Here is an 18,788-nt window from a genome sequence, read left to right as displayed (position 1 = left end):
AAAAAGATAAAACAGGAAAATAATAAAAGAGGTATCGCTATGCAGTGATACCTCTTATTTATTGACAAATTTGCGCTATTTTTTTATTGGATTTCGTTTGTTGTGTTTGTAATTCACGCTCTACCATTTGATCTAATTGTTGAATAGCTTTCAATGCTTTTTCATAAGAAATTGTTCGGTAATGATGTGCTCCACCCGGCTCTTCATCTGCTTCATCCGCCCATTTAATAACCTGTTGAAGAGGTGTTCTTTCAATCTCTTGCTTTACTAGGAAAGAGTCTGTATGCAGAAGAATCGCAATGGAAATTTCTTTTGCAAGTCTAGGGTGTTCTCCTAATCGAATCAACAATTTATGAGCTCTTTCCGCTCCTTTAATTGCATGGATATCATTCTTTTTATATAATTCATAGTCCCATTTTCCATCGCTATACCATGTATGATGTCCGATGTCATGAAGAAAGCCAGCCTTTGTTGCCGCATCGACTGAGGCGTGATGCTTTTTCGCTAAGTGAAACGCATGATAAGCGACGGCAATCGCATGAACCATTCCAGAACGGCTTACGTACTTTTGTGTAATATGATGTTCGAAAATTTGTTCAAGTGTAACGTGGCGCATAAAACATTTACTCCTTTTTTAACCGATTAAAATATATTTTGAACATTGTACTCCATTAAGCAGTATTAGTAAAGTAGAAAGATTTAGAGGAAAGAGACGGGCTTTTATTATTTTTAGTAGTAATAAGATGACGGAATTTGTCGACTGGTCGATATCTTGTGTCGAATCGCCGATATATTTGAAAAATCGCCGATATACGATGATTTTGTATACAAGGTAAAAAACACCTGTCTCCAAAAAAAATTTTTTTTGGAGACAGGCTTGTGATATTACTTATTTTTTAATCCTTGTTCTAGTGTTTCGAGCATATCGTGCCTTTCATTTTCATCTGCATTTTTCCAAATTACTTCAAATAAAACACCAAGTCCCGGTAACATTTTTTCTTCGCCGCTTTGAATAGCGTCAACAATCGTTTCTTGTAATTGATCTTGTGTATTACCAGCTATATTTGCTAATACTGCCCCGCGTAAATTAAAGTTCATTTCAGTCACCTCATTTTCGGAATTGAAACTGCCATTAGTTTTTGTTCTTTTTTATGTAAATATGTATGAAAAATAGGCTATAATGAGAAGACAAGAAGAGAGGGAATGCATAGAATGAAAAATATTGATTCAGTAAAAAATCCGCGTGTGAAGCAGTGGAAAAAGTTACAAACAAAAAAAGAACGCGATAAGAAAGGACTATTCTTTGTAGAAGGATTCCATTTAGTAGAAGAAGCTTTAAAAGCAGACATTGTTACAGAACTTATCGTTTCAGATCAAACGGACCTTCCGAAAGATTGGATCGTTTCTGATGTCGAAATGTATATTGTCCCTGAACCGATTGTAAAGGTGCTTAGGGAAACAGAAACAACACAAGGTGTATTTGCAGTTTGCGAGAAACAAGAAAAAGAAGTAGAGCTTTCAAATGGGAAATTTCTTTTGCTCGATGGTCTTCAAGATCCAGGCAATTTAGGGACAATTATTCGCACGGCTGATGCAGCAGGTGTTCATGCTGTTGTACTTGGAGAAGGATGTGTAGACGCTTATAATAGTAAAGTGCTCCGCTCTACACAAGGCTCTATTTTTCATTTGCCAGTTGTCAAAGGGAATTTAGAAGAATGGATAGACAAGTTAAAAACACATAACGTTCCTGTATACGGAACAGCGCTAGAAAATGGTGTTCCATATGGCGAAATAACACCAACAGGAAGTTTCGCATTAATTGTAGGAAATGAAGGAAATGGTGTGCACCAAGATATTCTTGCAAAATGTGATCAAAACTTATATATTCCGATTTATGGCGGGGCCGAGTCGCTAAATGTAGCAGTAGCTGCTGGAATTTTAACGTATTATTTACAAAGCCCGGTTGCGAATCGTTAAAAAACTTCTTATAATAAGTTGAACATATAATAAAAAGAATAGAATGAAAAACATTGATAGAGAAGAGTAACTTTCAAAATCGCCATATAGGGAGAGAATGCCTTAGACTGAAAGCATTCTTATGGTAGACGGAAGTGAATTCACCTCTGGAGTTGACGCCAGGACCATGTATATGTAAAGGCGTTCCGGTCAGAATTGATCGTTATAACTAATGAAGTGGACAGACTTGTTCTGTCAATTTAGGGTGGTACCGCGAATTTACCTCGTCCCTTTTTGGGAGCGAGGTTTTTTTATTTTTAAAATTAGGAGGGTTCCAAATGGAAGCACGTTTAAAAGAGCTAAAGCAAAAAGCGTTAAAGCTTATTGAAGAAGCAAAAGAGCTAAAGAGTTTAAACGACGTACGCGTAGCGTATTTAGGTAAAAAAGGCCCGATTACAGAAGTATTACGCGGCATGGGGAAATTATCCCCAGAAGAGCGTCCACGTATGGGAGCATTAGTAAATGAAGTGCGTGAAGCAATTCAAACTCGTCTAGAAGAAAAAGTGAGCAACTTAGAAAAAGCAGTAATGGAAGCGAAACTAGCTTCTGAAACAATTGATGTTACACTGCCAGGTCGTCCTGTTGAAACAGGTTGTCACCATCCGTTAACAGCTGTTGTTGAACAAATTGAAGATGTATTTATCGGTATGGGTTATGAAGTAGCTGAAGGAACAGAAGTAGAAAAAGACTACTACAATTTCGAAGCATTAAACTTACCGAAAGATCACCCAGCACGTGATATGCAAGATACATTCTATATTACAGAAGAAACGTTACTACGTACACATACATCTTCTGTGCAAGCACGTACAATGGAAAACAATAAAGAAAAAGGTCCGATTAAAATTATTTGTCCGGGTAAAGTATATCGCCGTGATGATGATGATGCGACACACTCACATCAGTTCATGCAAATTGAAGGTCTTGTAATTGATAAAAATATTCGTATGAGTGATTTGAAAGGTACACTTCAAGTATTCGTGAAAAAGATGTTCGGTGAAGATCGTGAAATTCGTCTTCGTCCAAGTTTCTTCCCATTCACAGAGCCATCTGTAGAGATGGATATTTCTTGTATGATGTGTCATGGTAAAGGTTGCGGCACTTGTAAAGGAACTGGCTGGATTGAAATTTTAGGCGCAGGTATGGTTCACCCGAACGTACTTGAAATGGCTGGTTATGATTCAAAAGAATATCAAGGTTTTGCATTCGGTATGGGTGCAGAGCGTATCGCAATGTTGAAATACGGCGTAGATGACATTCGTCATTTCTATACAAATGATGTACGTTTCTTACAACAATTCAAACGAGCGTAAGGGAAGGAGAGGATAAGTATGTTCGTATCATATCGTTGGTTACAAGAGTATGTAGATATTAAAGATGTAACAGCACAAGAGTTAGCAGACAAAATCACGAAAAGTGGTATTGAAGTAGAAGGCGTTGAAGTACTAAATAAAGGTGTAAAAGGTGTTGTAGTCGGTCACGTATTAGAATGTGAAAAACACCCAGAAGCTGATAAATTGAGTAAATGTTTAATCGATATCGGTGAAGAAGAGCCCGTACAAATTATTTGCGGTGCTCCTAACATTGCAAAAGGATTAAAAGTACCAGTTGCGAAAGTTGGCGCTGTTCTTCCTGGTAACTTCAAAATTAAAAAAGCAAAATTACGTGGTGAAGCGTCTCATGGTATGGTTTGTTCTCTACAAGAGCTTGGCATTGATGCGAAACTAGTTGCAAAGGATTATGCAGATGGTATTTTCATCTTCCCAAGTGACGTTGAAGTGGGGGCGGATGCACTTGAAATTCTAAACTTACACGATGAAGTTCTTGAACTTGGTTTAACACCAAACCGTGCGGATTGCTTAAATATGTTAGGTGTTGCTTATGAAGTAGCTGCTATTTACGGTCGCGAAGTAAAACTTCCAGCTATTGATTTACAAGAGTCAGCAGAAAAAACATCGGATTATATTGCTGTGAGTGTAGAAGCAAAAGAAGAGAATCCATTATACATTGCAAAAATGGTGAAAAATGTAAAGATTGGTCCGTCGCCAATGTGGATGCAAACACGTCTTATGGCAGCTGGCATTCGTCCGATTAGCAATGTAGTTGATATTACAAACTACATTTTAATGGAATATGGTCAACCATTACATGCATTTGATTATGATAAATTAGGTTCAAAACAAATCGTTGTTCGTCTTGCAAAAGAGGGCGAGAAGATTCAAACATTAGACGATCAAGAACGTACATTACAAGCACATCACCTTGTGATTACAAATGGAAACGAAGCAGTAGGTATTGCAGGTGTAATGGGCGGGGCAAATTCTGAAGTTACCAATGGTACAGTCAACGTTCTAATTGAAGCTGCATACTTTACAAGTCAAACAGTGCGCCGTGCATCAAAAGATTTAGGTCTTCGCAGTGAATCAAGTGCACGTTTTGAAAAAGGAATTGACCCAACACGCACGTTTGAAGCGATTCAACATGCCGCTGCTCTAATGGTGAAATACGCTGGTGGTGAAGCGTTAGAAGGTGTAGTAGAAGTTGATAACCTACAAGTAAAAGAACATACAGTATCAATTACAGTAGAAAAAGTCAACCGTGTATTAGGTACAGACATTACTGCAAGTGAAATGGGGACAATTTTCACAAACTTAAAGTTTCCATTCACAGAAGTAGAAGGAGCATTCCATATAAATGTACCGTCTCGTCGTCCTGACATTACAATTGCAGAAGACTTAGTGGAAGAAGTGGGACGTCTGTATGGATACGATCATATTCCAGTAACACTTCCAAAAGGTACAATGACACGTGGGCAGTTAACAGAAGCACAAACAAAACGTCGTAAAGTGCGCCGCTTCCTAGAAGGGGCTGGCTTATACGAAGCAATTACGTACTCATTAACAAGTGCGGATCAAGCGAAACAATATATCGTTGAACCAAATGAAAAAACTCCTGTGAACTTGGCACTTCCAATGAGTGAAGAGCGTAGTCAGCTTCGTTTAAGTTTAGTACCACAATTGTTAGAAGCAGTTTCTTACAACCTTGCTCGTAAAAATGATAGCGTTGCTTTATATGAAGTAGGTTCTATCTTTTTACCGACAGCAGAAGGAGAGCTTCCAAAAGAAGAACAGCATCTTGCGGGTGTTATGACAGGTCTTGCTCTTCATCATGCATGGCAAGGTGAAAAGAAAGTGGTTGACTTCTTTGTTGTAAAAGGAGTATTAGAAGGATTATTTGACGTACTTGGCGTTACAAATCATATCACATATACACCAGCCAAACGTGAAGGTATGCATCCAGGTCGTACAGCTGATATCTTATTACATGGCGAAGTAATTGGTTTTATCGGTCAATTGCATCCAGAAGCACAAAAACAATTAGATGTAAAAGATACATTTGTATTCGAACTCTCTCTTGTAAAACTATTTAGTGCAGAGGTAGAAGAAACGTATTACTCAACAATTCCACGTTTTCCATCTATGACACGTGATATGGCTGTTGTTGTAGCAAAAGATGTAAAAGCTGGTGAAATGAAGAAAGTTATTGCAGAAGCGGGCGGAGAACTTCTAAAAGAAGTAACGTTGTTTGATCTATACGAAGGTGAAAAAATGGAAGAAGGTAAGAAATCACTTGCATTCTCTATGAATTACTTTGATCCAGAACGCACATTAACAGACGAAGAAGTAACAGAAGCACATAACCGTGTATTAGCAGTGGTAGAAGAGAGATTTGGTGCGGAGTTACGTAAATAATAAAAAAATTGCCGGAATCAATCCGGCAATTTTTTTATCTCGCTATTTTAGGGCAGTAACAGCCGGGTTGGTGAGAGCTCATCATCAATGGGGATGAAGCTCCCCGCTGATTAAAATTTTACCTTATATGAATGATGTTGGGCAGCTATTTTTCTATATCGAATCAACAATAGAAAAATAGCTGATATATTTTCTGACGTCTTGCATCTTTCCCGCGAATGTAGTACATTAATTTTAGTTTAACAAAATGAAAGACGATGATAAGGAAAAGTAGTATATACTATAATCCATAGCGAATCAGGGACGGTGAGAGCCTGGTGAGGCGGTATATATGAAGAACACCTTGGAGTTGCTAACCGAAATTGAATGTTACTGTTCAAGAGTAGACTTAGACGGGAGTCCGACCTGTTACAAATTGGAAAGTATGGATTACATACGAATGAAAGTTGGTCTTTATGACAAATTGGGTGGTACCGCGAAGTTTAACCTTTCGTCCCTTTATGGATGAAAGGTTTTTTTGTATTTAAATATTCGTAAAGGAGACATTCACTATGGAAAACACATTAGTAAAAAGTCTGTACAGAGAAACAGATAAATATGTAGATCAAAAAGTGCAAGTATCTGGTTGGATTCGTAACTTACGTGATTCAAAAGTATTTGGCTTTATCGAATTAAATGATGGTAGCTTCTTTAAAAGTGTACAAATCGTTTTTGATACAGAATTAGATAACTTTAAGGAAATTACAAAATTACCGCTTAGCTCCTCTATTAGAGTAGAAGGGAAGTTCATTGCAACACCTACTGCAAAACAACCATTTGAAATTAAAGCAGAAAAAATCGAAATTGAAGGCTTATCAGATTCTGATTACCCACTTCAAAAGAAACGCCATACGTTTGAATACTTACGTACAATCGCTCACTTACGTCCAAGAACAAATGCATTCTCTGCAACGTTCCGTGTGCGTTCTATCGCAGCTTACGCGATTCATAAGTTCTTCCAGGAGCGCGGCTTTGTCCATGTTCATACACCAATTATTACTGGTAGCGATACAGAAGGTGCAGGTGAAATGTTCCGCGTAACAACACATGACATGAACAACCTACCAAAAGGAGAAGATGGACAAGTAGACGATTCGAAAGACTTCTTCGGTAGAGAAACAAACTTAACAGTAAGTGGTCAACTTCCTGCTGAAGCTTATGCATTAGCGTTCCGTGATGTATATACATTCGGACCTACATTCCGTGCGGAAAACTCAAACACAACTCGTCATGCAGCTGAGTTCTGGATGGTGGAGCCGGAAATTGCATTTGCTGAACTGGAAGATGTAATGGATCTTACAGAAGATATGCTAAAATATGCAATGAAATACGTGTTAGAGCATGCACCAGAAGAAATGGAATTCTTCAACAAATTTGTTGATAAAACAGTTCTTGAGCGCATGAACAATGTCATTAACTCTGACTTTGGTCGCATCACATACACAGAAGCAATTAAGGTACTTCAAGAATCAGGTGCTGACTTCAAATACCCAGTAGAATGGGGCATTGATTTACAAACAGAGCATGAAAGATATTTATCAGAACAAGTCTTTAAACGTCCTGTATTCGTAACAGACTATCCAAAAGATATTAAAGCATTCTACATGCGTATGAACGATGATGGTAAAACAGTAGCTGCTACTGATCTTCTTGTTCCTGGCATCGGCGAATTAATCGGCGGAAGTCAACGTGAAGAAAGAATGGATGTTTTAGTAGACAGAATCAAAGAATTAGGCATGAAAGAAGAAGACTACTGGTGGTACTTAGAACTTAGAAAATACGGCGGTACAAAACACGCTGGATTCGGTCTAGGCTTTGAACGTTTCTTAATGTACATCACTGGTATGGGGAATATCCGTGACGTAATTCCATTCCCAAGAACGCCAGGTTCTGCGGAGTTTTAAAATATGAAAAAAGCGAGAGGAAGGCCCTCTCGCTTTTTCGTATAGATTTTTATTGAAAAGCAAAAAGTAACGTGAAGGGGTGAATAGGAATGAGTAAAAAGGTGAAAAAAGATCCTTCACGAGCAGTTTTAGGTTCTCCAGAAGTAGAAGGGCAAGGAACAACGACGCATGAAACAGGTGCTTATAAAGTACCTTCATCAAATAAGAAACAGAAGCGAAGTTAACATATAAAAGGAGTCATTCGTTCGAATGACTCCTTTTATATGTTTTTATTTTTATTTCTTTTATCATTTTATCTATGTCTTTGTCTAAGTGTTCAAAATAGAAAAACCATAATAAGCTAACGAACAAGCAATATATCGCCATAATGCATAGACTATCTGTTATATTTTCCGTAAGAGGTTTAGAAGTGAAAAGGATGCCTCAGATAAGGGAAATAATAAAGTAAGTAAGAGGACTGATAAAATGGACGAGTATGTATAGTGATTTTTTTACTTTCGTATGAGTCATTTCACATGGCTCCTTTTTATTCAAAATATCCATTTAAACTGAATAGTTTTTTATCGTTGCTGTCTTTCCTTAGTTGTTATCAAGATGTTATTTTTTAATAATATCTTCAAGCTCATTGCAAAATTTTTTAAGTTGTATTGGGTTATGAATCAATGTTTGGGCATCATATTTACTAATATGTTTTCTCACTCGGAATTTTAGTAAAACAGATCTTCCATATCGTTCCAATATTGAATTGAACTCGGGGTGTTCATTTAGTAATCGTATGTTCTCACGAATCTTTAATTGTTTTTCGTATGGATTTCCTATCAAAATGTTTAAAATTATTTGTAAAAATAGCAATGAAATCACCCTTTATATATGAGTTTAAAGTTGTGGGTATTTCTGTATATTCTAATTATAACAAAAAATAAAAGAGAAAAGAAATAAGACTTCTTTTCTCTTTGTTTAGTTCGTTTACATATTGTCGATACTAAAATATAGCTATTTTTTCAATAAACGAAACGCTTTTTCTGTATTAGCAAAGTGAAGCTTCACAAATTCAGGAAGACGCTCTTTTCCTAATTTTTGAATGAGTTTAGCGGCAGCAATATCCACTTGTTTGCCTGCACCTTTTGGAAGTTGCATACCTGCTTTTTTACTGAGTTCATCAAATTGTTTTACGAATGAATAACGAGCTAGAATAGATGCCGCTGCAACAGCTAAATGTATACTTTCGCCTTTGGTAGCAAAATAAACATTGTCACGCTGTACCTGTTTTTGGTTTGCTAAATATTTATAGTATGTATCAGGTTGTGTGAATTGATCGATTAAGATACCGTCTGGTTTTGTCGGTGCAATTTTCGCTAATAAGTTGATAATCGCTTTATTATGCAGTAAAGCTTTTAGTTTGCCCTGGTTGTTTCCTTTATCAAATAGCTCGTTATATTTTTCATTATGAAGCACGAGAGAGCTATAAGGAATGACGGTAAGAAGTTGTTTTGCAATGGCAGTAATTTGAGCATCATTTAAGTTTTTAGAATCTTTTACACCAAGTTCTTTTAAAAGTGGAATTTGTTTTGCATCTACATATGCAGCAACAACTGTCATTGGTCCAAAATAATCTCCAGTACCTACTTCATCAGAACCAATAATCGACATTGTTCCAATTAAAGCGGGCGGAGCGAATCGATGTGCGTGTACTGTTTTTTTTGCAGGAGATGCTGGTAATTGGACAAGATTTTTCCAGCGTGCTGCTTCTTCCATAGCACGTCCACCTTGAAACATAACTTTTCCTGATTTATAAGCAGTAATTGTACAAGATGGTACTTTCGCGATAAAGATACCGCCTTGCGGAACTGTTGGACTGATTGCTTGTTTGTATTGGTTTTTCATCTCTTCAATGACTGTAGAACTTGTTTGTAATACGATAGAATTTGACAAAATGGTCGCTCCTTTTTCAATAGTGTTATTTTTATCATATCGGATTATTCTTTCTGTTTCCATATTGGGAAAGTTCATGGTATGATAAACTTTAGGATTCTGTACGTGATTGGAGGCCGGTGAGTTGTCACAACAAAAGGGAAAGAAAAGTCGAATTAATGTAGAAATCTATGGTCAACAGTACTCAGTTGTTGGCGATGAAAGTACAAGTCATATCCGCATGGTAGCAGCGATTGTGGATGATAAAATGCGCGAACTCAATGCCAAGAATCCTTCGCTTGATACGAGTAGACTAGCGGTATTGACGGCGGTAAACGTCATACACGATTACATAAAATTAAAAGAAGAACATGAAAAACTGAAAGAAAGTATGAGACAAAAAGGAATGGAATAACATGATTGATATCATTATCATTTTATTGCTTGTTATGGGATTTTTCCTCGGTTTAAGAAGAGGATTTATTCTACAACTTGTAAAGTTAACAAGCTTTATTATCGCATACCTTGTTGCATACTGGTACTGTAAAGATTTAGCGCCAGCGTTGGCGAAAATGATTCCGTATCCGTTTGATAAAAATGTATCCGTTCCAGAATGGATTGATGCAAACAATATTGAGGCAGTATTTTATCAAGCAATTGCGTTTATTATACTGTTCATTGTTACAAAGATTGCACTTTCCTTACTTGGTAATTTGTTAAATATGTTTGCGGAAATACCAGTGTTAAAGCAAATTAATGCATTTGCTGGAGCAATTCTTGGTTTTTTAGAAGTATACATTATTTTGTTTGTTTTAATTATTATTGGCACGATTCTTCCGATTGAACAAGTGCAAACACCATTACAAAAATCATCAATTAGCAAAATAATTGTAGACGATACACCGATTCTTTCTGAAAAGGTGAAGGAACTATGGCAGACAGGTAGCAGAGTATAACTTCTCTTTTTCGGAAAGAGAAGTTTTTTTCTATGAAGGAAAGGCGGGGAACGTATGAAAGTAAATAAAAAACAAGTGATTAAATTATTAGAAACAATCGCCCTTTTTATGGAATTAAAAGGCGAGAATCCATTTAAAATATCCGCATTTCGTAAAGCGGCAGCAGCATTAGAAAGTGATGATCGCAGCCTTTCTGAAATTGAAGATTTCACAAAGATTCCAGGCATCGGAAAAGGAACTGCAGCAGTTATTCAAGAATATATGGAAGCTGGAACGTCCGAAGTATTGCAGGAGCTTGAAAAAGAAGTGCCTAGTAGCTTATTGCCATTATTAAAACTTCCAGGACTCGGTGGTAAGAAAGTGGCGAAACTTTACAAAGAACTGGGCGTTGTTGACATGGAAACATTAAAGCAAGCTTGTGAAGAAAAGAAAGTACAGGAGCTTGCTGGGTTTGGGAAGAAGACGGAAGAGAAAATATTAGAAGCAATTGCGCAAGCTGGTTCTCGTCCTGAACGTTTACCGATTGCAATGGTACTTCCTATTGCCGGGGAAATAGAAGAAAAATTGTCGAACATTGCAGAAGTCATTCGTTTTTCGCGCGCGGGTAGTTTGCGCCGCGTTCGGGAGACTGTGAAAGATTTAGACTTCATTATTGCAACGACAGAACCAGCAGCAGTACGTGAACATTTGCTGCAATTTGATAATATGATTGAAGTGATTGCAAGCGGTGATACAAAAGTATCTGTTCGCCTGCAATATGAATATGATATTTCAATTGATTTTCGCCTTGTGAAACCTGAGGAATTTATTACAACGCTTCATCATTTTACAGGTTCAAAAGATCATAACGTAAGAATGCGTCAGATTGCAAAAGATAACGGTGAAAAGATCAGTGAGTATGGTGTGGAAAATTTGGAGACAGGTGAAGTGAAAACATTCGAAACAGAAGAAGAGTTTTTTGCTCATTTCAACCTTCCGTTTATTCCGCCAGAAGTGCGCGAGGATGGAAAAGAGATTGAACTCATTAAGGAATATCCAAACTTAATTCAGTTCTCTGATATACAAGGTGATCTCCATATGCATACAACATGGAGTGATGGTGCTTTTTCCATTGAAGAGATGGTACAAGCATGCCGCGCGCGTGGGTATAAATTTATGGCAATTACGGATCACTCTCAATATTTGAAAGTAGCGAATGGCTTAACGAAAGAGCGACTTCGTGAACAAGCAAAAGAAATTGAGCGCATCAATGCGAAATACCCAGATATCACAATTTTACGTGGGATTGAAATGGACATACTGCCAGATGCGACATTAGATTTTGATGATGAGGTATTAGCGGAGCTTGATTATGTAATTGGTGCGATTCATTCCAGTTTCTCACAAGATCGTGAAACAATTATGAAACGTTTGCGCACCGCAATTGAAAATAAGCATGTAACAATGATTGCTCATCCAACAGGACGTCTTCTTGGACGCCGTGAGGGCTATGATGTAGATACAGATTTATTAATTGAGCTCGCAAAAGAAACAAATACTGTTTTAGAATTAAATGCAAATCCGAACCGTCTAGATTTAAGTGCGAAATTATTAAAACAGGCACAAGATGCTGGTGTGAAAATCGCAATTAATACAGATGCTCATACACTTGAGATGTTAGAGGATATGGAAACAGGTGTAGCGGTAGCGCGCAAAGGTTGGATTCAAAAAGATACTGTGATTAACACATGGGATATTGAACGTTTATTAGATTTTATTAAACGTAATAAGTAACACAAGGGGGACAGGCAACTTATGTTAGAACGAACGTTGCGTGTATTAGAATATGACAAAGTAAAAGAACAGTTACTTGAGCATACAGCTTCTTCGCTTGGCCGAGATAAAGTAAAGCGCCTTATGCCAAGCACAGATTTTGAAGAAATTGTGGAAATGCAAGATACAACTGATGAGGCGGCGAAAGTGATCCGTTTAAAAGGACATGCACCACTCGGCGGGATTTTTGACATTCGATCGAATGTAAAGCGTGCAAAAATAGGAAGTATGCTGAGCCCGCATGAATTACTGGATATCGCAAGTACGATGTATGGCAGCCGTCAAATGAAACGATTCATTGAAGATATAGTTGATAATGGCGCTCAGCTTCCGATTTTAGAAACTCATGTTGCGCAAATTGTCTCTTTATATGATTTAGAAAAGAAAATTACAGGCTGTATTGGAGATGGCGGCGAAGTACTCGATAGCGCCAGCGATAAATTGCGTGGTATTCGCAATCAAATTCGTACAGCGGAAAGTCGCATTCGTGAGAAGCTCGAAAATATGACGCGCTCTTCAAATGCGCAAAAGATGTTATCAGATGCCATTGTAACGATTCGTAACGATCGCTATGTAATTCCGGTTAAGCAGGAATATCGTGGCGTATATGGTGGCATTGTTCATGACCAATCTGCATCAGGACAAACGTTATTTATTGAACCGCAAGTCATCGTGGAACTGAATAACGCCCTGCAAGAAGCACGTGTGAAAGAGAAACAAGAAGTAGAACGTATTTTAATGATGCTTACGGAAGAAGTAGCAGCAGAAGCTGATATCGTACTAGCAAATGTCGAAGTGATTGCGAATCTTGATTTTATCTTTGCGAAAGCTTTGTATGCGAAACGAATGAAAGCGACAAAACCGATTGTCAATAATGAGCGTTATATGGAGTTACGCCAAGCACGTCATCCGCTTATCGATCCAAAAGTGATTGTGCCAAACGATATTGTGCTTGGTAAAGACTTTACAACAATTGTCATTACAGGTCCGAACACAGGGGGGAAAACCGTTACGTTAAAGACGGTTGGAATATGCGTATTAATGGCACAGTCTGGTCTTCATATTCCCGTACAAGAGGAATCGGAAATATGCGTATTTAAAAATATTTTTGCTGATATCGGTGACGAGCAATCCATTGAACAAAGTTTAAGTACATTCTCTTCCCATATGGTTAATATTGTCGATATTTTAGAGAAAGCTGACTTTGAAAGCTTAGTGCTATTTGATGAATTAGGTGCTGGAACAGACCCGCAAGAAGGGGCAGCTCTTGCCATTTCTATCTTAGATGAAGTACATAATCGCGGTGCACGCGTTGTTGCAACAACGCACTATCCAGAATTGAAAGCATATGGATATAATCGTAATCAAGTGATTAACGCAAGTGTGGAATTTGATGTGAATACATTGAGTCCAACTTACAAATTATTAATTGGTGTACCAGGACGTAGTAATGCTTTTGAAATTTCGAAGCGCCTTGGATTATCTGAACGCGTAATTAATCGTGCTCGCAATCATATTAGTACAGATACAAATAAGATTGAAAATATGATTGCGAAATTAGAAGAAAGCCAAAAGAATGCAGAACGTGATTGGAAAGAAGCAGAAGAGCTTCGTAAGCAGTCTGAAAAGCTTCATCGCGAATTGCAACGTCAAATTATTGAATTTAACGAAGAACGTGATGAACGATTATTAAAAGCGCAAAAAGAAGGGGAAGAAAAGGTCGAAGCTGCGAAGAAAGAAGCAGAAGCGATTATTCGTGAACTTCGTCAATTGCGTAAAGCGCAGCTTGCCAATGTGAAAGATCATGAATTGATTGAAGCGAAAAGTCGCCTAGAAGGGGCAGCGCCTGAGCTTGTGAAAAAGCAAAAAGTAAAAGTGAAAAATACAGCGCCAAAACAACAGTTAAGACCAGGCGATGAAGTAAAAGTATTAACGTTTGGCCAAAAAGGTCAACTTCTAAAAAAAGTAAGTGATAGTGAGTGGAACGTTCAAATTGGGATTCTGAAGATGAAAGTAAAAGAATCTGATATGGAATATATTAATACACCAAAGCAGCTTGAGAAAAAAGCAGTTGCAACAGTAAAAGGACGGGACTACCATGTTTCTTTAGAACTGGATCTTCGCGGTGAACGTTTTGAAAATGCGATGATGCGTGTTGAAAAGTACTTAGATGATGCACAGCTCGCTAACTATCCACGTGTATCAATCATTCACGGTAAAGGAACAGGAGCGCTTCGACAAGGTGTACAAGACTACTTGAAGAACCATCGCGGTGTGAAAAGTTTCCGCTACGGTGATATGGGCGAGGGAGGCCTTGGCGTTACAGTTGTCGAATTAAAATAGCAAAAAGCCAAATAAAGGGGTAAACCGTTATGTTTATGGACAAACTTGCAAAAGTATTGTTAGCATGTTGCGGCATATTTTTGGTGATTGGGGTTATTTATTTAATGGTTTTTGCAAAGTAAAGAAGTGTCAATCTCGGCATCATACTATGCTTTGAGATTGATGCTTTTTCTTTTTGGACAATCTATAAGAAAAAGGAATAGACAATGAAAATTAATCAATTTATAAGTGAAGCCCTCTCTTGTTCAAGGCGAGAAACAGATCGTCTTATTAAAGCTGGGCGCGTTGCAATGAATGATAAAGTTTGTACGCATGGTGTACTTGTAAAACCCGATGATGTTGTCACGGTTGATGGGAAAGTTATTGAAAAAGAAGAAAAAGAAAAAGTATATATAGCTTTCCATAAACCAGTTGGCATCACTTGCACAGCTGCGAAACATATCGAAGGGAATATTATTGCTTATATCAACTATCCCGAAAGAATCTTTCCAGTTGGCCGTTTAGATAAAGCATCAGAAGGATTAATTTTACTAACAAACGATGGGAAGATTGCCAATCAAATTTTACATGGAGATCATGGACATGAGAAAGAATATGTCGTAACTGTTGATAAGTCGTTTACGGATGGGTTTATTCATGGCATGAGTTGCGGTGTGAAAATTAAAGATGGAATGACAAAGCCTTGTAAAGTAACGCGAGTAGATGACTCTACATTTCGCATCGTTTTAACACAAGGAATGAATCGACAAATTCGGAGAATGAGCCGTGCTTTTGGTTATACAGTAACAAAACTAAAGCGCGTTCGAATTATGAATATAAAATTAGGTGAGCTTGAGGTTGGAAAGTGGCGCTATCTTACCGATGAAGAGTTACAAGAGTTACGAGGAGCATTATAGGGAGAGTTGTTTGCTCCGTATGTTTTTTGTCAGAAACAATAAAACTGTTGCTTTTTTTTAAAATACCCCATATAATAAAAAACAACAAGTTTCGACAATATATTTTGTAAAAGTAATGATGAGGACATGAGTTATTTTTTACGATTCTCAGAGAGGGAGGTCTTAGGCTGTGAGCTTCCTAATACGAAAAGATAAACTTACCACCTCTAAACTTCAAGAGTGAACTGCATGTGCATTGTAATTCTTGGCGGATAAAACCGTTATCAATTTACACGAGCTATAAAATGGATTTTTTTATTATACATTCATTTTATTAGAATAAGGGTGGAACCACGATTTCAACACTCGTCCCTTTGTTAGGGACGGGTGTTTTTTGCGTTCTTTTGTAAAGAAAGTACGATATGGAAAAGGGGATGTAATGAATTTTGTTTCTGAATATTCTGTTTATTTAGGGAGGTAAATGAAAGTGAAGTCATCTTTAAAGGTATCTGAAATATTTGCAATTAGTTTAATGTTATTTGCACTTTTCTTTGGTGCAGGAAATATGATTTTTCCACCAGCATTAGGACAAGGGGCTGGAACAAATGTATGGATTGCGTTATTTGGGTTTGTCATTACAGGTGTGGGACTTCCGTTATTAGGAGTCATCGCAATCGCCTTAAAGGGAGATATTAATAAACTGGCCGGTCGTGTACATCCTTTATTTGCACTTGTTTTCATTGTTGCGATTTATTTATGTTTAGGTGTATTTGTAAGTGTACCACGTACAGGCACAGTTGCTTATGAAATGGCAGTTGCTCCATTTTTGCCAACTGAAGTAGCTGGTGCACAGTATCCACTTGTTATATTTACATTTATTTTCTTTGCCGTTACATTTTATTTAGCATTGAATCCATCAAAACTAGTGGGACGCATCGGAAAAGTATTAACACCAATTTTATTAGCAATTATTGTGATTATTGTTGTGAAAGCATTGATTTCTCCAATTGGAGAGTTTCGTGCACCAACTGAAACTTATAAAGACCCACTTTTCAAAGGATTTATTGATGGATATTTAACATTAGATGGATTAGCGGCGCTTGTTTTTGGAAATGTCGTTGTGAATACGTTAAAAGGAAAAGGTGTTACAGATAAGAAAAGGATTGCACGAGTGACAATTATTGCAGGGATTGTTGCTGCGCTTGCCTTATTTCTTATTTACTTAGCGCTTGCTTATTTAGGAGCGTCTAGTGTTTCTCTTGGAATGGGGGAGAACGGTGGTGTTATTTTAACGAATATTGTTCATCATTTATTTGGTGAATATGGAACTTTATTACTAGGTGTAGCAATCACAGCAGCATGTTTAACAACATCTGTTGGAATCGTTGCAGCGTGCGGAGAGTTCTTTTCAAAACTATTACCAAAATTTCCTTATCAAACAGTCGTTTTTATTTTCTGTGCATTAGCATTTATGGTGGCAAATCTTGGGTTAACACAGCTCATTGCATTAGCATTACCAATTTTAATTACATTGTATCCAATTGGGATTGTGTTGATTATCTTATCTCTTGTGGAAAATTATATTCGGATTCCATTAGCGATGTACGTAGGAGGGATGATAGGAGCGTTTGCAATTAGTCTGTTCGATGGTTTGCACAATGCGAATATTGAGATTGCAACACTTGCACCTATTTTAGAAAAAATACCACTTTATAGCGTTGGAATGGGCTGGCTAATTCCAGGAATCATTGGTATGTTTGTCGGATATGTTGTGTCTATGTTTCAAAAGAGGGCAGTTGTGATAGAGGAGTAAGCGACGAGAGTATTCTGAAAAAGGAGCTCGTTGTACTTACAAAGTGATAATATGGTATAGTGAAACGAGGCTTTTTTTCAGCCTCGTTTTTCGTGCTTCCTAATCCATTAGAAAGCATTTAAGTAGAAAGGAAGTCATTATATGAGATCTGAAGTAGCTGTGAAAATAAAACCAAAATTTACAAAACAATTGAAAAGTGGCTATCCACTTATTCTAAAAGAGGCAATTCAAAATGTAAATGACATACAGGAAGAAGGAACGATTCTTAATATATTAGATGAGAAAAATCAATTTCTTGGAAAAGGATATTACGGTAAGCAAAATAAAGGGTATGGTTGGATTTTAACGAGAAAAGAGAAAGAACGCATTGACCAAGCTTTCTTTGAACGAAAAATAAAATCAGCGTTGCATAAGAGAAAAGGTTTTTATAAATCAAATGATACGACAGCATTCCGTGTTGTAAATGGTGAAGGTGATGGTCTTGGCGGTGTAATCATTGATTATTATGCTGGGTTTTATGTGATTAGCTGGTATAGCGAAGGGATATATTCCTTTAAAAATGAAATCATTGGAGCTCTTCAAAAGGTAGCAAATGTCAAAGGAATCTATCAGAAGAAGCGCTTTGATACAAAAGGAAAATATATTGAAGAAGACGACTTTGTAGTAGGAGAGCGTGGTGAATTCCCCCTTCTCGTCAAAGAGAACGGTGTAAACTTTGCGGTGTATTTAAACGATGGTGCAATGGTAGGCGTATTTTTAGATCAGCGTAACGTTCGAAAACAAATTCGTGATACGTATGCAAAGGGCAGAACTGTTTTAAATATGTTCTCTTATACAGGTGCTTTCTCCGTATTCGCGGCCCTTGGAGGAGCAATCAAAACAACAAGTGTCGATTTAGCAAATCGCAGTTTAAGTAAAACAATTGAACAATTTAGCGTAAATGACATTGACTATGAAACACAAGATATTATCGTTGAGGACGTATTCCATTACTTTAAATACGCAGCAAAGAAGCAGATGAAGTTTGATATGGTTGTACTAGATCCGCCAAGCTTTGCACGTTCGAAAAAATATACATTTAGCGCAGCAAAAGACTATAAAAACTTATTAAAAGAAACAATTGCCATTACAGAAAACAACGGGATTATCGTTGCTTCTACAAACTGTAGTACATTTGATATGAAAAAATTTAAAGGTTTTATCGATACAGCTTTTAAAGAGATGAATGGTAAGTATAAAGTTTTAGAAGAACATTCCTTGCCAGAAGATTTCCGTACAATCGATCAATTTAAAGAAGGTAACTATTTAAAAGTAGTCTTTATTAAAAAGTTTAAAGGATAATAATAAAAAAGAAGCTCATTTACAAT

Annotated in this window: 15 protein-coding genes, 1 pseudogene and 3 other annotated features; of the genes and pseudogenes, 12 read left to right on the top strand and 4 right to left on the bottom strand. The window is 37.2% G+C overall.

Annotation, left to right across the window (positions count from 1 at the left end; translation table 11 throughout):
- Window positions 1-58: 58 nt before the first annotated feature.
- Window positions 59-616 carry an HD domain-containing protein gene (locus tag MR056_RS08050; RefSeq protein ID WP_012095710.1) on the bottom strand — a complete coding sequence of 186 codons (558 nt, stop codon included), beginning with the start codon at window positions 614-616 and terminating at the stop codon, window positions 59-61.
- A 269-nt stretch (window positions 617-885) separates the two neighbouring features.
- Window positions 886-1,098, bottom strand: coding sequence for a small acid-soluble spore protein SspI (sspI, locus tag MR056_RS08045; RefSeq protein ID WP_012095709.1), 213 nt, complete (start codon window positions 1,096-1,098; stop codon window positions 886-888).
- Between the two features lie 114 nt (window positions 1,099-1,212).
- Here sspI and MR056_RS08040 point away from each other — a divergent pair, with 114 nt between their 5' ends.
- The 5 genes from MR056_RS08040 (at window position 1,213) to MR056_RS08020 (ending at window position 7,935) form a co-directional block, all read left to right on the top strand.
- Window positions 1,213-1,977 (top strand): TrmH family RNA methyltransferase, encoded by a 765-nt coding sequence (locus tag MR056_RS08040; protein WP_012095708.1) that lies wholly within the window; start codon window positions 1,213-1,215, stop codon window positions 1,975-1,977.
- 44 nt (window positions 1,978-2,021) lie between these two features.
- Window positions 2,022-2,251: a binding site (T-box leader), on the top strand.
- Window positions 2,252-2,294: 43 nt separating this feature from the next.
- Window positions 2,295-3,329 carry a phenylalanine--tRNA ligase subunit alpha gene (gene pheS, locus MR056_RS08035; RefSeq protein WP_012095707.1) on the top strand — a complete coding sequence of 345 codons (1,035 nt, stop codon included), beginning with the start codon at window positions 2,295-2,297 and terminating at the stop codon, window positions 3,327-3,329.
- An 18-nt stretch (window positions 3,330-3,347) separates the two neighbouring features.
- A complete protein-coding gene (gene pheT / locus MR056_RS08030; RefSeq protein WP_012095706.1) occupies window positions 3,348-5,768 on the top strand; it encodes a phenylalanine--tRNA ligase subunit beta in 2,421 nt (806 codons plus the stop codon).
- A gap of 248 nt (window positions 5,769-6,016) precedes the next feature.
- Window positions 6,017-6,269: a binding site (T-box leader), on the top strand.
- Between the two features lie 50 nt (window positions 6,270-6,319).
- Entirely contained in the window at window positions 6,320-7,711 is a 1,392-nt protein-coding gene (asnS, locus tag MR056_RS08025; RefSeq protein ID WP_012095705.1) for an asparagine--tRNA ligase, read from the top strand.
- An 89-nt stretch (window positions 7,712-7,800) separates the two neighbouring features.
- Window positions 7,801-7,935, top strand: a complete 135-nt coding sequence (locus MR056_RS08020; RefSeq protein ID WP_012095704.1) for a YuzL family protein — start codon at window positions 7,801-7,803, stop codon at window positions 7,933-7,935.
- Between the two features lie 13 nt (window positions 7,936-7,948).
- Here MR056_RS08020 and MR056_RS08015 read toward each other — a convergent pair.
- Window positions 7,949-8,221: pseudogene (locus MR056_RS08015) on the bottom strand (hypothetical protein).
- 483 nt (window positions 8,222-8,704) lie between these two features.
- On the bottom strand, window positions 8,705-9,643 hold the full coding sequence (gene rnhC, locus MR056_RS08005) for a ribonuclease HIII (protein WP_041810062.1): 939 nt from the start codon (window positions 9,641-9,643) through the stop codon (window positions 8,705-8,707).
- A gap of 124 nt (window positions 9,644-9,767) precedes the next feature.
- On the opposite strand from rnhC, the gene zapA reads away from it, so the two are divergent.
- From zapA to MR056_RS07970, 7 genes are all read left to right on the top strand, one after another.
- Window positions 9,768-10,037 carry a cell division protein ZapA gene (zapA, locus tag MR056_RS08000; protein WP_041810059.1) on the top strand — a complete coding sequence of 90 codons (270 nt, stop codon included), beginning with the start codon at window positions 9,768-9,770 and terminating at the stop codon, window positions 10,035-10,037.
- Window position 10,038: 1 nt separating this feature from the next.
- The gene (locus MR056_RS07995) at window positions 10,039-10,578 is read left to right on the top strand and encodes a CvpA family protein (RefSeq protein ID WP_012095700.1); all 540 of its coding nucleotides are present in this window, start codon (window positions 10,039-10,041) and stop codon (window positions 10,576-10,578) included.
- Between the two features lie 54 nt (window positions 10,579-10,632).
- Window positions 10,633-12,351, top strand: coding sequence for a DNA polymerase/3'-5' exonuclease PolX (gene polX, locus MR056_RS07990; protein WP_012095699.1), 1,719 nt, complete (start codon window positions 10,633-10,635; stop codon window positions 12,349-12,351).
- Between the two features lie 21 nt (window positions 12,352-12,372).
- Window positions 12,373-14,733 carry an endonuclease MutS2 gene (locus MR056_RS07985; protein WP_012095698.1) on the top strand — a complete coding sequence of 787 codons (2,361 nt, stop codon included), beginning with the start codon at window positions 12,373-12,375 and terminating at the stop codon, window positions 14,731-14,733.
- 206 nt (window positions 14,734-14,939) lie between these two features.
- Window positions 14,940-15,629: a 23S rRNA pseudouridine(2604) synthase RluF gene (locus MR056_RS07980; protein ID WP_012095696.1), complete on the top strand. Its 690-nt coding sequence runs from the start codon at window positions 14,940-14,942 to the stop codon at window positions 15,627-15,629.
- 106 nt (window positions 15,630-15,735) lie between these two features.
- Window positions 15,736-15,985 (top strand) — a binding site (T-box leader).
- A gap of 110 nt (window positions 15,986-16,095) precedes the next feature.
- Entirely contained in the window at window positions 16,096-17,421 is a 1,326-nt protein-coding gene (gene brnQ6 / locus MR056_RS07975; RefSeq protein WP_041810571.1) for a branched-chain amino acid transport system II carrier protein BrnQ6, read from the top strand.
- Between the two features lie 141 nt (window positions 17,422-17,562).
- Entirely contained in the window at window positions 17,563-18,762 is a 1,200-nt protein-coding gene (locus MR056_RS07970; protein ID WP_012095694.1) for a class I SAM-dependent rRNA methyltransferase, read from the top strand.
- The last annotated feature ends 26 nt before the right edge of the window (window positions 18,763-18,788 follow it).

This window comes from Bacillus cereus group sp. BfR-BA-01360 (genome assembly GCF_022663595.1).
GTDB lineage: Bacteria > Bacillota > Bacilli > Bacillales > Bacillaceae_G > Bacillus_A > Bacillus_A cytotoxicus.
Note: the sequence above shows the minus strand (reverse complement) of the source record. Positions and strands in the feature narration are given on the sequence as shown.